The organism is Actinosynnema sp. CA-299493, from assembly GCF_050946825.1.
In the GTDB taxonomy this organism is placed as follows: domain Bacteria; phylum Actinomycetota; class Actinomycetes; order Mycobacteriales; family Pseudonocardiaceae; genus Actinosynnema.
This window is the reverse complement of sequence record NZ_CP191993.1, coordinates 7,734,729-7,749,836: the sequence shown is the minus strand read 5'-3', so window position 1 is coordinate 7,749,836 and position 15,108 is coordinate 7,734,729. Positions and strand designations below refer to the sequence as shown.

Below are 15,108 nucleotides of genomic sequence, written 5' to 3'. Positions count from 1 at the left end.
TTCTCGCGCGCCGTCGGCGATAGTGAAGATCAGGTATCCGCGGACCACGGGGGGCACCATGACGATCTTCCTCGACTCGGCCGGTTCGTCGCTGCCACCGCGTGAGGTGCTCGACGAGGTGATCGGCCACCTGAGGCGCGAGGCGGAGATCGGCGGGTACGTCGCCGCGCAGGAGCGCGAGGCCGACCTGGAGGCCGGGTACGGGGTGCTCGCGGAGCTGCTGGGCGCGTCGCCGGACGAGATCGCGTTCACCGACAGCGCGACCCGGTCGTGGCTGACCGCGTTCGACGCCGTGCCGCTGGCGGCGGGCGACCGGGTGCTGTTCAGCGAGGCCGAGTACGCGGGCACGGCGATCCCGATCCTGCGCCGGGCGCGGGAGGTCGGCGCGTCGGCCGAGGCGGTGCCGTCGGACTCGTTCGGGCAGATCGACGTGGACGCGCTGAAGGACCTGCTGGACGAGCGGGTGAAGCTGGTCTCGCTGGTGCACGTGCCGACCAACAGCGGGCTGGTGAACCCGGCGCGCGAGGTGGCCGACGCGGCGCACGAGGTGGGCGCGCTGGTGCTGCTGGACGCGTGCCAGTCGATCGGGCAGCTGCCGGTGCGGGCCGACGAGCTCGGCGTGGACCTGATCGCGGGCACCGGCCGCAAGTGGCTGCGCGGACCACGCGGCACCGGTGTGCTGGTGGTGCGCCGCGAGGCCGCCGCGCGCATGACCCCCCGGCTGATCGACCTGCACAGCGCCGAGTGGACGGCCCCGGACGAGTACCGGCTGCGGGACGACGCGCGGGTCTACGAGATCTGGGAGACCAGCGTCGCCGACCGGCTCGGGCTCATCGCGGCGGCGCGGCACGCGCTGGCCAGGGGCCTGGACGTGATCGAACGCGAGGTGGGCGAGCGCGCCCGGCGGCTGCGTGACGGGCTGGGCGCGCTGCCCGGCGTGACGGTGCGCGACCCGGGCGTGCGCAAGGCGGGCATCGTCACGTTCACCGTGGACGGCGTGGCGGCGACCGACGTGCGCGACCGGCTGGCCCGCGAGGGCATCACGGTCACCGTCAGCTGGGCGTCGTCCACGCTGCTGGACATGACCCGGCGCGGGCTCGCCGAGGTGGTGAGGGCGTCGCCCCACTACTTCGTCGAGCCCGCGCAGGTGGATCAGGCCGTGGAGGCCGTCAGCAGGTGCGCCCGGTGATGCGCGGGACGCAGTCGGAGTAGTCGAGGAACAGCTGCACGGCGGTGTCGTTGCGCGTGGTCTGCGCGGGGATCACCGTGTCACGCGGGTAGAACCCGCTGGTGCCGCTCGCCGACGCCGGGTACATCTCGAACGTGTAGCTCCAGATCTTGTGCTGGGCCCACATCCAGTCGTCGACGCTGCCGTCGGTGATGTAGAGGTCGCTGGCCTGCTGCGGCGTGTAGCCGTTCAACGAGGCCATCCGCCTGCCCATGGTCTGGAACACGTTGGCCTGGGTGGCGTCCAGGCCCGCGGCGGTGTCGTTGTAGGTGTAGCCGTACGGCCACAGGATCAGCTCCGAGAACGTGTGCCAGTCGATGTGCGTCTTGATCTGCTGCACACCGCCGACCACGCGCGTGCCGACGAAGTCGCGGACCCGGGCGGTCTCCGGCGCGGAGAACGCGGACGGGCCGCGGTAGGTCTCGCTCGACCCGCTGCCGCTGGAACCGCCGCAGCAGCCCCACTGGTAGCCCCAGTTGCGGTTCGGGTCGGTGCCGGTCGAGGTGGAGTTCGGCTGCCGGTTCTTGCGCCACGCCCGGAACGAGCCGGTCGCGATGTCGTACTCGGCGCCGTCCGGGTTGACGCTGGGGATGACCCAGATCTCCCGGCTGTCGACCGCGCCCTTGATGGCCGAGTTGGACGCGTAGTTGTCCGTGTACCGCTTGATGATGTGCAGGCACATCTCCACGGTCAGGTGCTCCCGCGCGTGCTGGTTGCAGGTGAACAGCACCTCGGGCTCGGCCTCGTCGGAGGTCGGGTTGTCGCTGATCTTGATCATCCACAGGTCGCGGTTCTGGTACGACTTGCCGATGCTGCGCATCGTGACCAGGTTCGGGTGGTCGCTGACCGTCTGGTTCAGCTCGGCGACCATCTCGGCGTAGTTGTGGTAGCCGGTGTAGCCGGACGGGAAGTCCTGCGCGCCGAGCTGGGGGTCGGCGAAGTCCGCCTTGCCCAGGCCCGCGAGCTGGGCGTCCGCGTCACCGGCGTTCTTCATCGGCAGCCCGGTGGCCCGCAGCAGCCACTGCTGGCGCGGTTCGGCGATCACGGTGAGCGTGTCGCCGTGCTGACCGAGGACGTCGACCCCGGTCCGGGCGACCTTGGTCCTCGCCTCGGGTGAGGCCGCGGTGACCTCGAACACGGTCCGCTCGGGGGTTTGGGCGGTCGCCGGTTGCGCCGACCCGGGGTGCGCGGGGAGCACCAGGGCCACGCTCGCGACCAACGCGGCGGCCACAAGGCCGCGCCGCTTGGTGAACATCAAGCCTCCATCATCAGCAGGGTTTGCGACGGAGCTGGAGAACACCCGCGAGGGTGCCCACGCAGCGTGGCCCCCGGGTCACGCATCGAGGTAGCCCCCGTTTGTCGGGTTCAGCTCCGGGACCCGGGCTGACAGTTGACGGAATTGGCGACGCCTTACCCTTGTGGACATGCTCAACCGCGTCGACCTGCGAGGTCGTGTCCCGTCACCCGCCGAGCTGAGTGCCGCGCTGCCGCGCGCCGAGGTCGACGTGGACGCGGTGCTGCATCAGGTCCGGCCGCTCGTGGACGACGTGCGCGAACGGGGCGTCGAGGCCGTGCTGGAGCACGGCGAGAAGTTCGACGGGGTGCGCCCGTCGTCGATCCGCGTGCCCGTCGCCGAGCTGGAGCGCGCGCTGGCCGAGCTGGACCCGGCGGTGCGGGCGGCGTTGGAGGAGTCCGTCGCGCGGGCCCGGAAGGTGCACGCCGACCAGCGCCGCGTCGACACGACGACCCAGGTCGTGCCCGGCGGCACGGTCACCGAGCGCTGGGTGCCGGTGTCCCGGGTCGGCCTGTACGCGCCCGGCGGCCTGGCCGTCTACCCGTCCACCGTGGTGATGAACGTGGTGCCGGCGCAGATCGCGGGCGTCGAGTCGCTGGTGGTGTGCTCGCCGCCGCAGGCGGAGTTCGGCGGCCTGCCGCACCCGACGATCCTGGCCGCCTCGGCGCTGCTCGGCGTGACCGAGGTGTGGGCCGTGGGCGGCGCGCTCGCGGTCGCGCTGCTCGCGCACGGCGGCACGGACACCGACGGGAAGGCCCTGGAGCCGGTCGACCTGGTGACCGGTCCCGGCAACATCTACCTGACCGCGGCCAAGCGGCTGCTGCGCGGCCTGATCGGCATCGACTCCGAGGCCGGGCCGACCGAGATCGCGGTCCTGGCCGACGACACGGCCGACCCGGTGCACGTGGCCGCCGACCTGATCAGCCAGGCCGAGCACGACCCGCTGGCCGCGAGCGTGCTGGTGACCACGTCGGTGGAGCTGGCGGACGCCGTGGACGCCGAGCTGGAGCGGCAGATCGGCGCGACCAAGCACCACGAGCGCGTGCGGACCGCGTTGACCGGCAGGCAGTCCGGCACCGTGCTGGTGTCGAGCGTCGACGACGGGCTGCGGGTGGTGGACACCTACGCCGCCGAGCACCTGGAGGTCCAGACGGCCGACGCCCGCGAGGTCGCCGCCCGCGTGCGCGCGGCCGGCGCGATCTTCGTGGGGGCGCACTCGCCGGTGTCGCTGGGCGACTACTGCGCGGGCTCCAACCACGTGCTGCCCACCGCCGGCTGCGCCCGGCACTCCTCGGGGCTGTCGGTGCAGACGTTCCTGCGCGGCATCCACGTGATCGACTACAGCGAGGACGCGTTGCGCGAGGTCGCGCCGCACGTCGTGGCGCTGGCGAACGCCGAGGACCTGCCCGCGCACGGCCAGGCCGTGACGGCGAGGTTCCCGGCATGAGGCCCATCGGCTCGAAGGTGGAACTGGTCGACCTGCCCCTGCGGGAGGACCTGCGCGGCCGGACGCCGTACGGCGCGCCGCAGCTGGACGTGCCCGTCCGGCTGAACACGAACGAGAACCCGTACCCGCCCACGCCCGCCCTGGTGGAGGAGGTGGTGCGGGAGGTGGCGGCCATCGCCGGCGAGCTGCACCGCTACCCGGACCGGGACGCGGTGGCGTTGCGCGAGGACCTGGCGTACTACCTGGCCTCGTCCACGGGCGTGCCGCTGACCTCGGCGAACCTGTGGGCGGCGAACGGGTCGAACGAGGTGCTCCAGCAGATCCTCCAGGCGTTCGGCGGGCCGGGGCGCTCGGCGCTGGGCTTCGAGCCGTCGTACTCGATGCACCCGATCATCGCCGCCGGCACCCGCACCGAGTGGGCGCCGACGCCCCGCCGCGCCGACTTCTCGCTGGACGTGGCGCGGGCGGCCGAGATCGTCGCCGAGCGCGCGCCCGACGTGGTGTTCGTGACCAGCCCGAACAACCCGACCGGGCAGAGCCTGCCGGTGGCGGACCTGCGCGTGCTGATCGAGGCCGCGCCCGGGATGGTCGTGGTGGACGAGGCGTACGCGGAGTTCTCGTCCCGGGAGAGCGCGGTCGTGCTGCTGGAGGACTACCCGGCGAAGCTGATCGTCAGCCGGACCATGAGCAAGGCGTTCGCCTTCGCCGGCGGCCGGCTGGGCTACCTCGCCGCCGCGCCCGCCGTGGTGGACGCGCTGCAGCTGGTGCGGCTGCCGTACCACCTGTCGGCGTTGACGCAGGCGGCGGCGCGGGCGTCGTTGCGGCACGCGGCGGAGACCCTGGGCTCGGTGGCGAAGCTGGCGTCCGAGCGGGAGCGGGTGATGGGCTCCCTGTCGGGCCTGGGCTTCTCCGTGGTGCCGAGCGACGCGAACTTCGTGCTGTTCGGGTGGTTCGAGGACGCGCGGGCCACGTGGCGGTCGTATCTGGAACGCGGTGTGCTGATCAGGGACGTCGGCATCGCCGGACATCTGAGGGTGACGGTCGGTACTCCGGAGGAGAACGACGCGTTCCTCGCGGCGAGCAAGGAGGTTGGCCGGTGAGCCGGGTCGGCAAGGTGGAGCGGACCACCAGGGAATCGTCGGTGCACGTCGAGGTCGACCTCGACGGCACCGGGCAGGTCGAGATCGGCACGGGCGTGCCGTTCTACGACCACATGCTGACCGCGCTGGGCGTGCACGGGTCGTTGGACCTGGTCGTCCGGGCGACGGGCGACGTGGAGATCGACGCGCACCACACCGTGGAGGACGTGGCGATCGTGCTCGGGCAGGCGTTGCGCGAGGCGTTGGGGGACAAGACGGGCATCCGCCGGTTCGGCGACGCGTGGATCCCGATGGACGAGACGCTCGCGCACGCGGCGGTGGACGTGTCGGGGCGGCCGTACTGCGTGCACGTGGGCGAGCCGGAGCAGTTCGCCACCTTCACGATCGGCGGCAACTACCCGTTCGTGCTGAACCGGCACGTGTTCGACTCGCTGGCGTTCCACGCGGGCATCGCGCTGCACGTGCGGGTGGAGTACGGGCGCGACCCGCACCACATCGCCGAGGCGCAGTTCAAGGCGATCGCGCGGGCGCTGCGCACGGCCGTCGAGCCGGACCCGCGGGTGGGCGGCGTGCCGTCGACCAAGGGCGTCCTCTAGATGCCGAAGGAATACGTGGTCATCGGCCTGATCGCGCTGGCCGGCTTCCTCGGTGGCGGCGTCTACAGCACGTGGAGGACGGCCCGGGGCCTGGCGATCGTCCTGCTGGTCCTGGCCCTGGTCACCGTGGGTGCCGCCCTCGCCTGGTTGCTGTGACCTGACCGCGGCACTCGCCGTACCCGGGCGTTCGACACGCGCGACCTGAGCGTTCGACACGCGCGTGTCGAACGCCCGCGTCCCGCGTGTCGAACACCCAGGTCCGGTGAAGTCGACGTTCGGGACGGTGGACGCGGTCGGTTTGGCTGTCTGCGTATGGTTGGTCACATGTCGTCACCGGCTGAGGCCGCCATCACCGTCGGTCGTCCTCGGGAGCGGGCCGACGCGGCTCGCAACAGGGCCCGAGTGCTCGCCGCGGCGGAAGAGGTGTTCGCCGCCGCCGGTGGGGCGGTGGGCGTGACGATGGAGGACATCGCGCGTGCCGCGGGCGTGGGCCGGGCGACGCTCTACCGGCGCTACCCGGACACGACGTCGATCGCGCAGGCGCTGCTGGACGAGCACGAGTCCGAGATCAAGGACCGCATCCTCACCGGCCCTCCGCCGCTGGGCCCCGGCGCGCCGCCGGACGAGCGGCTGGCCGCGTTCTACCGGACCATGGTCGGCCTGCTGGAACGGCACCTGCACCTGGTGCTCGGCGCGGAGACGGGCCGGGCGCGGTTCCGGGCGGGCGGCTACGGCTTCTGGCGGCGGCACGTCGCCTCGCTGGTGGACGGCGCGCCGGCGGCCGTGGTGGACGCCCTGATGGCGCCGCTGGCCCCCGAGGTCTACCAGTACCAGAGACAGGTGCGTGGCCTCGGCCCGGACGAGGTGGTCGCGGGCCTCGACTGGCTCACGAGACGTGTGCTCGCAGGTAGTTAGGCGGCACGGCGGGCGCCAGCCACACGCCGTTGGCGCTCACCCGGAACTCGTGGCCGTCGGCGGCCATGGCCGCGGCGTCGACCACCAGCACCACCGGCTTGCCCCGGCGCGACCCGACCCGCACAGCCGTCTCCACGGTCGCGGACAGGTGCACGTCGTGCCGTCGCATCGGCCGCAGCCCGTCCCGGAAGATGTCGGGCAGGACCTGACCGACGGTCCCGTGGTACAGCTCGGCGGGCGGCTCGGCCACCGGCAGGTCCAACGACACGTCCACGGTGTGGCCCTGGCTGGCCCGGATGCGCCCGTCCTCGACCGCGAACCGCTGCTTGTCGTTGTCCGCCACCACCTCCAGCACCCGCGCCCGGCTCACGCCCAGCGCACGGGCGAAGTCGTCGAGGTCCACCCACCCGGCCGCGTCGAGCGTCAACCCGATCTCTTCCGGCGCGTGGCGCAGCACCTTGGACATCCGCTTGGACAAGCGGGTCATCTGCTTCTTCTCCTGCACGGCTCCAGTGCAGCACGCGGCGCAACCCGATATCACGTGCCGCCTTCGAGGGCGGGCTTGAGCTTGGGCGCGCCGGGCCCGTCGACGGCCTGCTCGTCGTCCAGGTTGTGCAGGAAGCAGCTGCGCAGCGACAGGCACCCGCACCCGATGCACGACGTCAGCCGGTCGCGCAGCCGTCGCAACGCGTCGATCCGGGCGTCCAGCTCCACCTGCCAGCTCGCCGACAGCCTGCTCCAGTCGGTCTTGGTGGGCGTGCGGTTCTCCGGCAGCGTCGCCAACGCGTCGTGCACGTCCTCCAGCGACAGCCCGACCCGCTGCGCGGTGCGGATGAACGCCAGCCGCCGCAGCACGTGCCGGGGGTACCGGCGCTGGTTGCCCGCCGTGCGCTCGGAGGTGATCAGCCCCCGCTCCTCGTAGAACCTCAACGCGGTGTGCGGCACGCCGCTGCGTTCGGCCACCTGACCGATGGTCAACATCTCCGGCAACTTGCTCACGTGCCCATCCTAGGTCTTGACCTCGACTTAAGTCGAAGTTGTTTCGTGGGTCCATGGCAGTCAAGGGAAAGTCGGGCTTCGCGGACGTCCCCGCGTTGTTCCGGCGGATGACGGGGGACGAGAAGCACGAGTGGGCGGCGGCGTCCACGCTGGACGTGCTGTGGGTGCTCTACGACCGGGTGCTGGACGTCTCGCCGGACCGGGTGGACGACCCGGACCGCGACCGGTTCCTGCTGTCCAAGGGGCACGGCCCGATGGCGTACTACGCCGTGCTGGCCGCGAAGGGCTACCTCGAACCATCCACTTTGGACACCTGGACGGAGTGGGGCTCGCCGTTGGGCCGGCACCCGGACCGCGTGCTGGTCAACGGCGTCGAGATCGGCAGCGGCTCGCTCGGGCACGGGCTGCCGATCGCCGTGGGCACCGCGCTGGGCCTGCGCCTGCAGGGACGGGCCGCGCGGACGTTCGTGCTGGTCGGCGACGCGGAGTTGGACGAGGGCAGCAACCACGAGGCGATCGCGCTGGCCGGTCGGCTCGGTCTCGACCGGCTCGTCACCGTGGTGGTGGACAACGCCTCCGGCACGCACGGCTGGCCGGGCGGGGTGGCGAAGCGGTTCGAGGTCGAGGGGTGGCAGACATCCACAGTGGACGGACGTGACCACGGGGCGCTGCACGAGGCGTTCACGCGGGAGCACCCCGGCCGGCCGTCGGCCGTGGTGGCGGAGATCGGTGAGGGGGAGCGGCGATGACGTCGATGCGCCAGGTGTTCGTGGACACCGTCGAGGAGGTGATGCGGCACGACCCGAGGATCGCGGTCGTGCTGGCGGAGATCTCGCGGGATGTGTTCACGCCGCACGAGCGGGTGATCAACGTCGGCATCCGCGAGCAGGCCATGGTCGGCATCGGCGCGGGGCTGGCGCTGAGCGGGCTGCGGCCGGTGGTGCACACCTACGCGCCGTTCCTGGTCGAGCGGCCGTTCGAGCAGGTCAAGCTGGACTTCGGCCACCAGGACCTGGGCGGGGTGCTGGTCGGCATCGGCGGCTCCTACGACGAGCCGGTGTGGGGCCGCACGCACCAGGCGCCCGGCGACGTCGCGCTGTTCGACACGCTGCCGGGCTGGACGGTCCGCGTGCCGGGCCACCCGGAGGAGGTGGGGCCGATCGTGCGGGACGCGCTGGAGCGCGACGACCGGGTCTACCTCCGGCTCTCCCTGCGCGAGAACACCGCGCCGCACCCGGTGGTCGAGGGGTTCACCGAGGTGCGGCGCGGCGGGCGGGGCGTGGTGGTGGCGGTCGGGCCGATGCTCGACACCGTGCTGGAGGCCACCCGGGACGCGGACGTGACCGTGCTCTACGCGACCACCGTGCGGCCGTTCGACGCGGCCGGGCTCCAGGCGGCGGTGCGCCGTGCCGGGCGGGCCGACGTGCTGCTGGTCGAGCCGTACCTGGAGGGCACGTCGGCGCACCGGGCGGCCGAGGCGCTGGCGGACGTGCCGCACCGGCTGCGGTCCCTCGGGGTGCGGCGTGACGCCGAGCTGCGGGCCTACGGCACGGCCGAGGACCACGATTCGGCGCACGACCTCGACGTGCTCGGCGTCGCCGCGGCCGTGCGTCGGATGTTCGGCCACCCGGCGGCTGCGGCATGATCTCTGCCTGTGAGCGCGCCGAGAACCCTGATCTGGACACCCGCGCCGACCGCGGAGCTGCAGCTGAACCTGCACCGCGCCGCCGCAGGGCCCGCGGCACTCGTTCCGGTGGCGTCCGGGACGGTGCTGCTGCCGCGCAGGCAGATCGGGTTCCCGGCGGCGCTCCGGCTGGCCGAGCAGGTCCGGGAGACCGGCGCGGCGGCGCTGCTGCTGCGCTGGTCCCCGACCGCCGAGGTGTGGACGGACGGCGAGCGGGCGGGGTCGACGGGCTCGGCGCGCCGGCTGGTCGGCCTGCTGCGCTGGTGGCGGCTGGACGCCCGACCACGCCCCGCCGACCTGCCCGCCGACGTCGCCGAGGTGCGGTCCCTGGTGGACGAGGGCCGCGCCGACACGTGGGTGACGGCCCTGCCGGACCGGACGGGCCTGGCGATCAACACGGTCCTGCCGGTGGTCCCCGTCACCCAGGGCGGCTTGGCCTGAGGGTCGTGGCGGACCGCGCGATCGTGCGTCGGCGCGGGAAGACTAAGCTGGTCAGGTGCCCAAGGTCGTTGTGCTGGACTACGGATTCGGCAACATCCGCTCCGCCGAGCGCGCGTTGCAGCGCGTCGGCGCCGACGTCGAGGTGACCGCGGACCACCGGGCCGCGCTCGACGCGGACGGTCTGGTGGTGCCCGGTGTCGGCGCGTTCGCCGCCTGCATGGCCGGACTGGACGCGATCAGGGGCGGGCGGCTCATCGGCCAACGGCTCGCTGGCGGACGTCCCGTGCTCGGCATCTGCGTCGGCATGCAGATCCTGTTCGAGCGGGGCATCGAGCACGGCGTGCTCACCGAGGGCTGCGGCGAGTGGCCGGGCACGGTGGAGCGCCTGGAGGCCCCGGTCGTGCCGCACATGGGCTGGAACACCGTCCGCACCGCCGAGAACACCAAGCTGTTCGCCGGCCTCGACCCGGACACCCGGTACTACTTCGTGCACTCCTACGGCGTGCGGAAGTGGGAGCTGGAGGAGTCCGACGTGCTCCGCGCGCCGCTGGTGACGTGGGCCGAGCACGGCGGCGACGAGTTCGTCGCGGCGGTCGAGAACGGGCCGCTGTGGGCGACCCAGTTCCACCCGGAGAAGTCCGGCGACGCGGGCGCGCACCTGCTGGAGAACTGGCTCAAGAGCGTCAACTAGGCTGAACGCGTGACTTTCACGCTGCTCCCGGCTGTTGACGTGGCCGATGGCCTGGCCGTTCGGCTCGTGCAGGGCGAGGCCGGCACCGAGACCAACTACGGCGACCCGCTGGACGCCGCGCTCGCCTGGCAGCGCGACGGCGCCGAGTGGGTGCACCTGGTCGACCTCGACGCCGCGTTCGGCCGCGGCAGCAACCGCGAGCTGCTGGCCCGCGTGGTCGGCGAGCTGGACGTGCAGGTCGAGCTGTCCGGCGGCATCCGCGACGACGCGTCGCTGGCCGCCGCGCTCGCGACCGGCTGCGCGCGGGTGAACCTGGGCACGGCCGCGCTGGAGGACCCGGTGTGGTGTGCCAAGGTCGTCGCCGAGCACGGCGAGAAGGTCGCGGTCGGTCTCGACGTGCGGATCACCGAGCAGGGCCACCGGGTGGCCGCGCGCGGCTGGACGAAGGACGGCGGCGACCTGTGGGAGGTGCTGGAGCGGCTGGACCGCGACGGCTGCGCCCGCTACGTGGTCACCGACGTCGGCAAGGACGGCACCCTCCAGGGGCCGAACGTGGACCTGTTGCGCGAGGTGTGCGCGCGGACCGACGCGCCGGTGATCGCCTCCGGCGGCGTGTCCAGTGTGGACGACCTGGTCGCGCTGGCGGCGCTGTCCCGCGACGGCGTGGAGGGCGCGATCGTGGGCAAGGCGCTCTACGCGGGCGCGTTCACGCTCCCCGAGGCGCTGGCCGCGGTCCGCGATCGATCGCGTCCTTGATCTCGCGGACGATGTAAGCCTCCGCGGCGGCCTCGGTGACGCCCGTGCGTTCGAGGGCCTTGGCCGCGGCGCCCTCGCCCTCGGCGAGCAGGCCGAGCAGCAGGTGCTCGGTGCCGACGAACGCGTGGCCCTGGCGCAGCGACGCCCGCACGGCCAGTTCCAGCGCCTTCTTGCAGTGCGTGGTGAACGGCTGCGGGTCGGGTCGCTCCCGGACCGCGCCGTCCAGCTCGCCGAGCACCGCCATCCGCGTGGTGCCCTCCGACGCCTCCAGCGCGGCGATCGTCTTGGCGGCCAGGCCGCCGGACTCGTCCAGCAGGCCGAGCAGGACGTGCTCGGTGCCGATGTGCTCGCTGAACCGGGCGTGGTGGCGGGCCAGCACGACGACCCGGCCGGCCCGGGCGGTGTAGCGGTCGAAGCTCGGCTTCAGGTCCGGCGACTCCTTGGGCACGAACCGCTTCTGCGCGGCCTGCTTGGTGACGCCGAGGCTCTCGCCGATCTCGGTCCAGCTCGCGCCCGCGCGGCGCGCCTCGTCCACGAAGTGCCCGATGAGGTGGTCGCCCAGCTCGTCGAGCCGGCCGCTCAGCCGCACGGCGGCGGCCAGTCTGCCCAGCACGTCGGTGTGCTCCGACGCGACGGTGACGATGAGGTCCGTCAGCTGGACCGGGGGTGCTACCACCCGTCAACTGTAGGTTGACGCAACGCGACGGGTCAACCTCGGGTTGACGCTAGGCGACCTTGATCTCGATGCCGATCGTGCCGTCGCGACCGCGGCGGAGCTTGCTGCCGAGCACCGAGAGCTTGCCCACCACGCCGTACTTCTTCGCGATGAGGGACCGCACGCGGTCGCTGCCGGACCCGTCGAGCAGCCGCGCGGTCGCCGGGACCTGCTCGCCGGTGGGCCTGCCCCGGATGTCGCACGGTCCGACGCGCACGTCGCCGCTGCGGCGGATGCGCTTGACCTTGCCCGTGTCGGTGGCGGACCACGCGTACAACGTGCCGTCACCGCCCGCCACCCACACGGGGGTCGGCACGGCGGTGCCGTCCTTGCGGAAGGTGGTCAACAACAGGTACTTGCCGGCTGCGAGGTCCATGTCCGGCAACAGTAGTCGTGGTCGGCGGCCGAGTCGGCCGTGGACGGCCCCGACATGCGGAAGAGCCCCGCTCCCACGAGGGGAACGGGGCTCTTCACGAGCAACGCTAGGTCAGATGACCGTCACGTTCGTCGCCTGGGGGCCCTTGGCACCCTGGCCGACGTCGAAGCTCACCCGCTGGTTCTCTTCCAGGCTGCGGTAGCCGCCGCTCTGGATCTCCGAGTAGTGGACGAACACGTCCGCGCCGCCATCCTCGGGGGAGATGAAGCCGAAGCCCTTCTCCGAGTTGAACCACTTCACGGTGCCCTGCGCCATCTTTGTACTCCTCATACAGCTACCAACGGGGCGAACGCACCCGCTGGGGCCGGTCCAAACGCTGACCCTGAGGAATCACACGCTCAAACAATGTTTCGCGAGCGTGGATGACACGAACACAAAACTTGCGACCTCCACAAGTGAACCACACTTTCGCCGCCACGTCGCCCACCGACGGCCACGAATCCCACTTTCAGGTGTCGCGAGTCCCACGTTTGCGTCCCGCGAGTCCTACGTTCACGTCGCGTGTGTCCTACGTTCAGAACACCCGAGTTGAACGCTCAGGCACCGGAAGTCGGCCGCTCAGGGCGTCCACGTAGGCTTTTGGCCATGTCGGTCGCGGTGCGCGTGATCCCCTGCCTGGACGTCGACCGGGGCAGGGTCGTCAAGGGTGTGAACTTCACCAACCTCGTCGACGCCGGCGACCCGGTCGAGCTGGCGCGGGCCTACGACGCCGAGGGCGCGGACGAGCTGACGTTCCTCGACGTGACGGCGTCGTCCAGCGACCGCGAGACCACGTTCGACGTGGTCCGGCGCACGGCGGAGCAGGTGTTCATCCCGCTGACCGTGGGCGGCGGCGTGCGCAGCGCGGACGACGTGGACAAGCTGCTCCGCGCCGGCGCGGACAAGGTGAGCGTGAACACGGCCGCCATCGCCCGGCCCGAGCTGCTCGGTGAGTTGTCGCGCCGGTTCGGCGCCCAGTGCATCGTGCTGTCGGTGGACGCGCGGCGCGTGCCCGAGGGCGAGCGGCCGACCCCGTCGGGCTTCGAGGTCACCACCCACGGTGGCCGCAAGGGCGCCGGCATCGACGCGGTCGAGTGGGCGGCCCGGGGCCAGGAGTTGGGCGTCGGCGAGATCCTGCTGAACTCGATGGACGCCGACGGCACCAAGGCGGGGTTCGACCTGGAGCTGATCCGGCTCACCCGCGCGGTCGTCGACGTGCCGTTGATCGCCAGCGGCGGCGCGGGCGCGGTGGAGCACTTCCCGCCGGCCGTGGCCGGCGGCGCGGACGCCGTGCTCGCGGCCAGCGTCTTCCATTTCGGCACGCTGCGCATCGGCGACGTGAAGCAGGGCCTGCGCGACGCGGGTGTGGAGGTGCGCTGATGCCGAACCTCCTGCCGAACCCGCGCAACGCGCCCACCGAGGTGTCCCTCGCGATCCTGGTCGGCGCGGCGGGTGGTCTGGCGTTCGTGCTGATGGGCCTGGTCCAGTGGCAGGTCGAGGACGACCCGAGCTGGCTCAGGTTCCCGGTGATCGTCGCCGTGCTGGAACTGCTCGCGGTCGGCGGCCTGCTGGGTCGCCTGCGCCCGGCCCGGCTGACGGCGGCGTTCGTCTTCGGCCTGGTCGCGCTGGTCCACCTGCTCGCGGTGCTCAACCAGGGGCCGGTGTGGATCCGCGTGCTGTCTGGCCTGCTGTCCGCCGTGCACGTCTTCGCCGTGGTGATGCTCAACACCAAGCCCGCCCTGATCCACTTCCTCGGAGGACAGCGTTGACCAGCGCGCTCGACCCGTCCATCGCCTCACGGCTCAAGCGCACCGCCGACGGCCTGGTGTGCGCCGTGGCGCAGCGGCGCGGCACCGGGGAGGTGCTGATGGTGGCGTGGATGGACGACGAGGCCCTGCACCGCACGCTCACCACCCGCCGCGCCACGTACTACTCGCGCAGCCGGCAGCAGCTGTGGGTGAAGGGCGAGACGTCCGGGCACGCGCAGTACGTGCACGAGGTGCGGCTGGACTGCGACGGCGACACGCTGCTGCTGGTCGTGGACCAGGTCGGCGCGGCCTGCCACACCGGCGACGCGACCTGCTTCGACGCCACCGTGCTGCTGGGTCCGGCCGACTGACGACCCGGTCCCGGTCCCGGGATCAGCCGATGTCGCCGGTCAGGTAGCGCTGCAGGTTGGGCGCGATGGCCTTGACCATCGTCTCCACGTCCGCCGACGCCAGCGGCTCGAACTTCACCACGTACCGCACCATGCCCATGCCGAAGATCTGGGTGGCCAGCAGGGTCGCGCGCAGCTCGCCGTCGGCCACGCCCAGGTGCGTCACGAGCCGCTTGAGCAGGGTCTGCACGAAGAACGCGCGCAGCACGTCGGCGACCTGGTCGTGCGACGTCACGCTGCGCACCATCGCGGCGAACGGCCCGCCGCCGATGGGGTCCCACACGCCGATGAAGTTGCGCACGATCCGCTCGCCGATCTCCTCGTCCGGCCCGTCGAGCAGCCGGTCGATCAGCGCGTTGATGTCGACCGGGACCTGGAGCACGGCCTTGGCGAACAGGCCTTCCTTGCCGCCGAACCAGTGGTTGACCATGGCCGCGTCCACGCCCGCCCGCGCGGCGATGGACCGGACGGTGGCGCCCTCGTAGCCGCGCTCGACGAACACCTCGCGCGCGGCGGCCAGCAGCGCGGCCTTGGTGTCCTCGCCGCCGGACCGCCGGCCGCGGCGCTTGGGTTCGGTTTGGTCCGAGCCGGTGTTCACGCCCATCATCATGCGGGACGCCCGCTATTTTTTCAACGGGCGTTGAAATAGAGCCCCGCGCACCCCTGTGC

Annotated in this window: 21 protein-coding genes; 14 read left to right on the top strand and 7 right to left on the bottom strand. The window is 72.2% G+C overall.

Going from position 1 to position 15,108, the window contains the following annotated elements:
• Positions 1-58: 58 nt before the first annotated feature.
• On the top strand, positions 59-1,189 hold the full coding sequence (locus ACQPYE_RS32770) for an aminotransferase class V-fold PLP-dependent enzyme (RefSeq protein WP_498716963.1): 1,131 nt from the start codon (positions 59-61) through the stop codon (positions 1,187-1,189).
• On the opposite strand, the gene ACQPYE_RS32765 is transcribed toward ACQPYE_RS32770, so the two are convergent.
• Positions 1,170-2,483, bottom strand: coding sequence for a M14 family metallopeptidase (locus tag ACQPYE_RS32765; protein WP_498716962.1), 1,314 nt, complete (start codon positions 2,481-2,483; stop codon positions 1,170-1,172). The genes ACQPYE_RS32770 and ACQPYE_RS32765 overlap by 20 nt on opposite strands.
• Positions 2,484-2,652: 169 nt before the next feature.
• Here ACQPYE_RS32765 and hisD point away from each other — a divergent pair, with 169 nt between their 5' ends.
• The 5 genes from hisD to ACQPYE_RS32740 all read left to right on the top strand — a co-directional run bounded on the left by hisD (position 2,653) and on the right by ACQPYE_RS32740 (position 6,580).
• Positions 2,653-3,969: a histidinol dehydrogenase gene (gene hisD, locus ACQPYE_RS32760; protein ID WP_498716961.1), complete on the top strand. Its 1,317-nt coding sequence runs from the start codon at positions 2,653-2,655 to the stop codon at positions 3,967-3,969.
• A complete protein-coding gene (locus ACQPYE_RS32755) occupies positions 3,966-5,069 on the top strand; it encodes a histidinol-phosphate transaminase (protein ID WP_498716960.1) in 1,104 nt (367 codons plus the stop codon). The genes hisD and ACQPYE_RS32755 overlap by 4 nt, the downstream gene beginning before the upstream one ends.
• On the top strand, positions 5,066-5,665 hold the full coding sequence (gene hisB / locus ACQPYE_RS32750) for an imidazoleglycerol-phosphate dehydratase HisB (protein ID WP_498716959.1): 600 nt from the start codon (positions 5,066-5,068) through the stop codon (positions 5,663-5,665). The genes ACQPYE_RS32755 and hisB overlap by 4 nt, the downstream gene beginning before the upstream one ends.
• A complete protein-coding gene (locus ACQPYE_RS32745) occupies positions 5,666-5,821 on the top strand; it encodes a CG2302 family histidine operon protein (protein ID WP_498716958.1) in 156 nt (51 codons plus the stop codon).
• Positions 5,822-5,989: 168 nt separating this feature from the next.
• Positions 5,990-6,580, top strand: a complete 591-nt coding sequence (locus ACQPYE_RS32740) for a TetR/AcrR family transcriptional regulator (protein WP_498716957.1) — start codon at positions 5,990-5,992, stop codon at positions 6,578-6,580.
• Here the strand turns inward: ACQPYE_RS32740 and ACQPYE_RS32735 are convergent.
• On the bottom strand, positions 6,552-7,067 hold the full coding sequence (locus ACQPYE_RS32735; RefSeq protein WP_498723033.1) for an RNA 2'-phosphotransferase: 516 nt from the start codon (positions 7,065-7,067) through the stop codon (positions 6,552-6,554). The two genes, ACQPYE_RS32740 and ACQPYE_RS32735, sit on opposite strands and share 29 nt — an antisense overlap.
• A 50-nt stretch (positions 7,068-7,117) precedes the next feature.
• On the bottom strand, positions 7,118-7,561 hold the full coding sequence (soxR, locus tag ACQPYE_RS32730; protein WP_498723032.1) for a redox-sensitive transcriptional activator SoxR: 444 nt from the start codon (positions 7,559-7,561) through the stop codon (positions 7,118-7,120).
• 71 nt (positions 7,562-7,632) lie between these two features.
• Here soxR and ACQPYE_RS32725 point away from each other — a divergent pair, with 71 nt between their 5' ends.
• From ACQPYE_RS32725 to priA, 5 genes are read left to right on the top strand one after another with little or no spacing between them, the layout of a single operon-like run.
• A complete protein-coding gene (locus ACQPYE_RS32725; RefSeq protein WP_498716956.1) occupies positions 7,633-8,328 on the top strand; it encodes a thiamine pyrophosphate-binding protein in 696 nt (231 codons plus the stop codon).
• The gene (locus ACQPYE_RS32720) at positions 8,325-9,224 is read left to right on the top strand and encodes a transketolase family protein (protein WP_498716955.1); all 900 of its coding nucleotides are present in this window, start codon (positions 8,325-8,327) and stop codon (positions 9,222-9,224) included. Before ACQPYE_RS32725 ends, ACQPYE_RS32720 begins: the two co-directional genes overlap by 4 nt.
• A gap of 9 nt (positions 9,225-9,233) precedes the next feature.
• Positions 9,234-9,704, top strand: a complete 471-nt coding sequence (locus tag ACQPYE_RS32715) for a hypothetical protein (protein ID WP_498716954.1) — start codon at positions 9,234-9,236, stop codon at positions 9,702-9,704.
• 55 nt (positions 9,705-9,759) lie between these two features.
• Positions 9,760-10,395, top strand: a complete 636-nt coding sequence (hisH, locus tag ACQPYE_RS32710; RefSeq protein WP_498716953.1) for an imidazole glycerol phosphate synthase subunit HisH — start codon at positions 9,760-9,762, stop codon at positions 10,393-10,395.
• A gap of 9 nt (positions 10,396-10,404) precedes the next feature.
• Entirely contained in the window at positions 10,405-11,151 is a 747-nt protein-coding gene (priA, locus tag ACQPYE_RS32705; protein ID WP_498716952.1) for a bifunctional 1-(5-phosphoribosyl)-5-((5-phosphoribosylamino)methylideneamino)imidazole-4-carboxamide isomerase/phosphoribosylanthranilate isomerase PriA, read from the top strand.
• On the opposite strand, the gene ACQPYE_RS32700 is transcribed toward priA, so the two are convergent.
• The 3 genes from ACQPYE_RS32700 to ACQPYE_RS32690 form a co-directional block, all read right to left on the bottom strand.
• Positions 11,102-11,827 (bottom strand): Clp protease N-terminal domain-containing protein, encoded by a 726-nt coding sequence (locus ACQPYE_RS32700; RefSeq protein ID WP_498716951.1) that lies wholly within the window; start codon positions 11,825-11,827, stop codon positions 11,102-11,104. The genes priA and ACQPYE_RS32700 overlap by 50 nt on opposite strands.
• A gap of 49 nt (positions 11,828-11,876) precedes the next feature.
• On the bottom strand, positions 11,877-12,242 hold the full coding sequence (locus ACQPYE_RS32695; protein WP_498716950.1) for a PPOX class F420-dependent oxidoreductase: 366 nt from the start codon (positions 12,240-12,242) through the stop codon (positions 11,877-11,879).
• Positions 12,243-12,353: 111 nt separating this feature from the next.
• Positions 12,354-12,557 (bottom strand): cold-shock protein, encoded by a 204-nt coding sequence (locus tag ACQPYE_RS32690; RefSeq protein WP_033437808.1) that lies wholly within the window; start codon positions 12,555-12,557, stop codon positions 12,354-12,356.
• Positions 12,558-12,887: 330 nt separating this feature from the next.
• Between ACQPYE_RS32690 and hisF the strand changes: the two genes are divergently transcribed.
• From hisF to hisI, 3 genes are read left to right on the top strand one after another with little or no spacing between them, the layout of a single operon-like run.
• A complete protein-coding gene (hisF, locus tag ACQPYE_RS32685) occupies positions 12,888-13,661 on the top strand; it encodes an imidazole glycerol phosphate synthase subunit HisF (RefSeq protein WP_498716949.1) in 774 nt (257 codons plus the stop codon).
• On the top strand, positions 13,661-14,050 hold the full coding sequence (locus tag ACQPYE_RS32680) for a hypothetical protein (protein WP_498716948.1): 390 nt from the start codon (positions 13,661-13,663) through the stop codon (positions 14,048-14,050). The genes hisF and ACQPYE_RS32680 overlap by 1 nt, the downstream gene beginning before the upstream one ends.
• A complete protein-coding gene (gene hisI, locus ACQPYE_RS32675; RefSeq protein WP_498716947.1) occupies positions 14,047-14,400 on the top strand; it encodes a phosphoribosyl-AMP cyclohydrolase in 354 nt (117 codons plus the stop codon). Before ACQPYE_RS32680 ends, hisI begins: the two co-directional genes overlap by 4 nt.
• Positions 14,401-14,422: 22 nt before the next feature.
• On the opposite strand, the gene ACQPYE_RS32670 is transcribed toward hisI, so the two are convergent.
• On the bottom strand, positions 14,423-15,043 hold the full coding sequence (locus ACQPYE_RS32670) for a TetR/AcrR family transcriptional regulator (protein WP_498723031.1): 621 nt from the start codon (positions 15,041-15,043) through the stop codon (positions 14,423-14,425).
• Positions 15,044-15,108 lie beyond the last annotated feature (65 nt).

Excerpts from the sequence above, each read along its gene's own strand:
- ACQPYE_RS32770 (WP_498716963.1), top strand. The coding sequence starts at position 59 with ATGACGATCTTCCTCGACTCGGCCGGTTCGTCGCTGCCACCGCGTGAG.
- ACQPYE_RS32765 (WP_498716962.1), bottom strand. The coding sequence starts at position 2,483 with ATGTTCACCAAGCGGCGCGGCCTTGTGGCCGCCGCGTTGGTCGCGAGC.
- hisD (WP_498716961.1), top strand. The coding sequence starts at position 2,653 with ATGCTCAACCGCGTCGACCTGCGAGGTCGTGTCCCGTCACCCGCCGAG.
- ACQPYE_RS32755 (WP_498716960.1), top strand. The coding sequence starts at position 3,966 with ATGAGGCCCATCGGCTCGAAGGTGGAACTGGTCGACCTGCCCCTGCGG.
- ACQPYE_RS32745 (WP_498716958.1), top strand. The coding sequence starts at position 5,666 with ATGCCGAAGGAATACGTGGTCATCGGCCTGATCGCGCTGGCCGGCTTC.
- ACQPYE_RS32740 (WP_498716957.1), top strand. The coding sequence starts at position 5,990 with ATGTCGTCACCGGCTGAGGCCGCCATCACCGTCGGTCGTCCTCGGGAG.
- ACQPYE_RS32735 (WP_498723033.1), bottom strand. The coding sequence starts at position 7,067 with ATGACCCGCTTGTCCAAGCGGATGTCCAAGGTGCTGCGCCACGCGCCG.
- soxR (WP_498723032.1), bottom strand. The coding sequence starts at position 7,561 with ATGTTGACCATCGGTCAGGTGGCCGAACGCAGCGGCGTGCCGCACACC.
- ACQPYE_RS32725 (WP_498716956.1), top strand. The coding sequence starts at position 7,633 with ATGGCAGTCAAGGGAAAGTCGGGCTTCGCGGACGTCCCCGCGTTGTTC.
- ACQPYE_RS32720 (WP_498716955.1), top strand. The coding sequence starts at position 8,325 with ATGACGTCGATGCGCCAGGTGTTCGTGGACACCGTCGAGGAGGTGATG.
- ACQPYE_RS32695 (WP_498716950.1), bottom strand. The coding sequence starts at position 12,242 with ATGGACCTCGCAGCCGGCAAGTACCTGTTGTTGACCACCTTCCGCAAG.
- ACQPYE_RS32690 (WP_033437808.1), bottom strand. The coding sequence starts at position 12,557 with ATGGCGCAGGGCACCGTGAAGTGGTTCAACTCGGAGAAGGGCTTCGGC.
- hisF (WP_498716949.1), top strand. The coding sequence starts at position 12,888 with ATGTCGGTCGCGGTGCGCGTGATCCCCTGCCTGGACGTCGACCGGGGC.
- ACQPYE_RS32680 (WP_498716948.1), top strand. The coding sequence starts at position 13,661 with ATGCCGAACCTCCTGCCGAACCCGCGCAACGCGCCCACCGAGGTGTCC.
- ACQPYE_RS32670 (WP_498723031.1), bottom strand. The coding sequence starts at position 15,043 with ATGGGCGTGAACACCGGCTCGGACCAAACCGAACCCAAGCGCCGCGGC.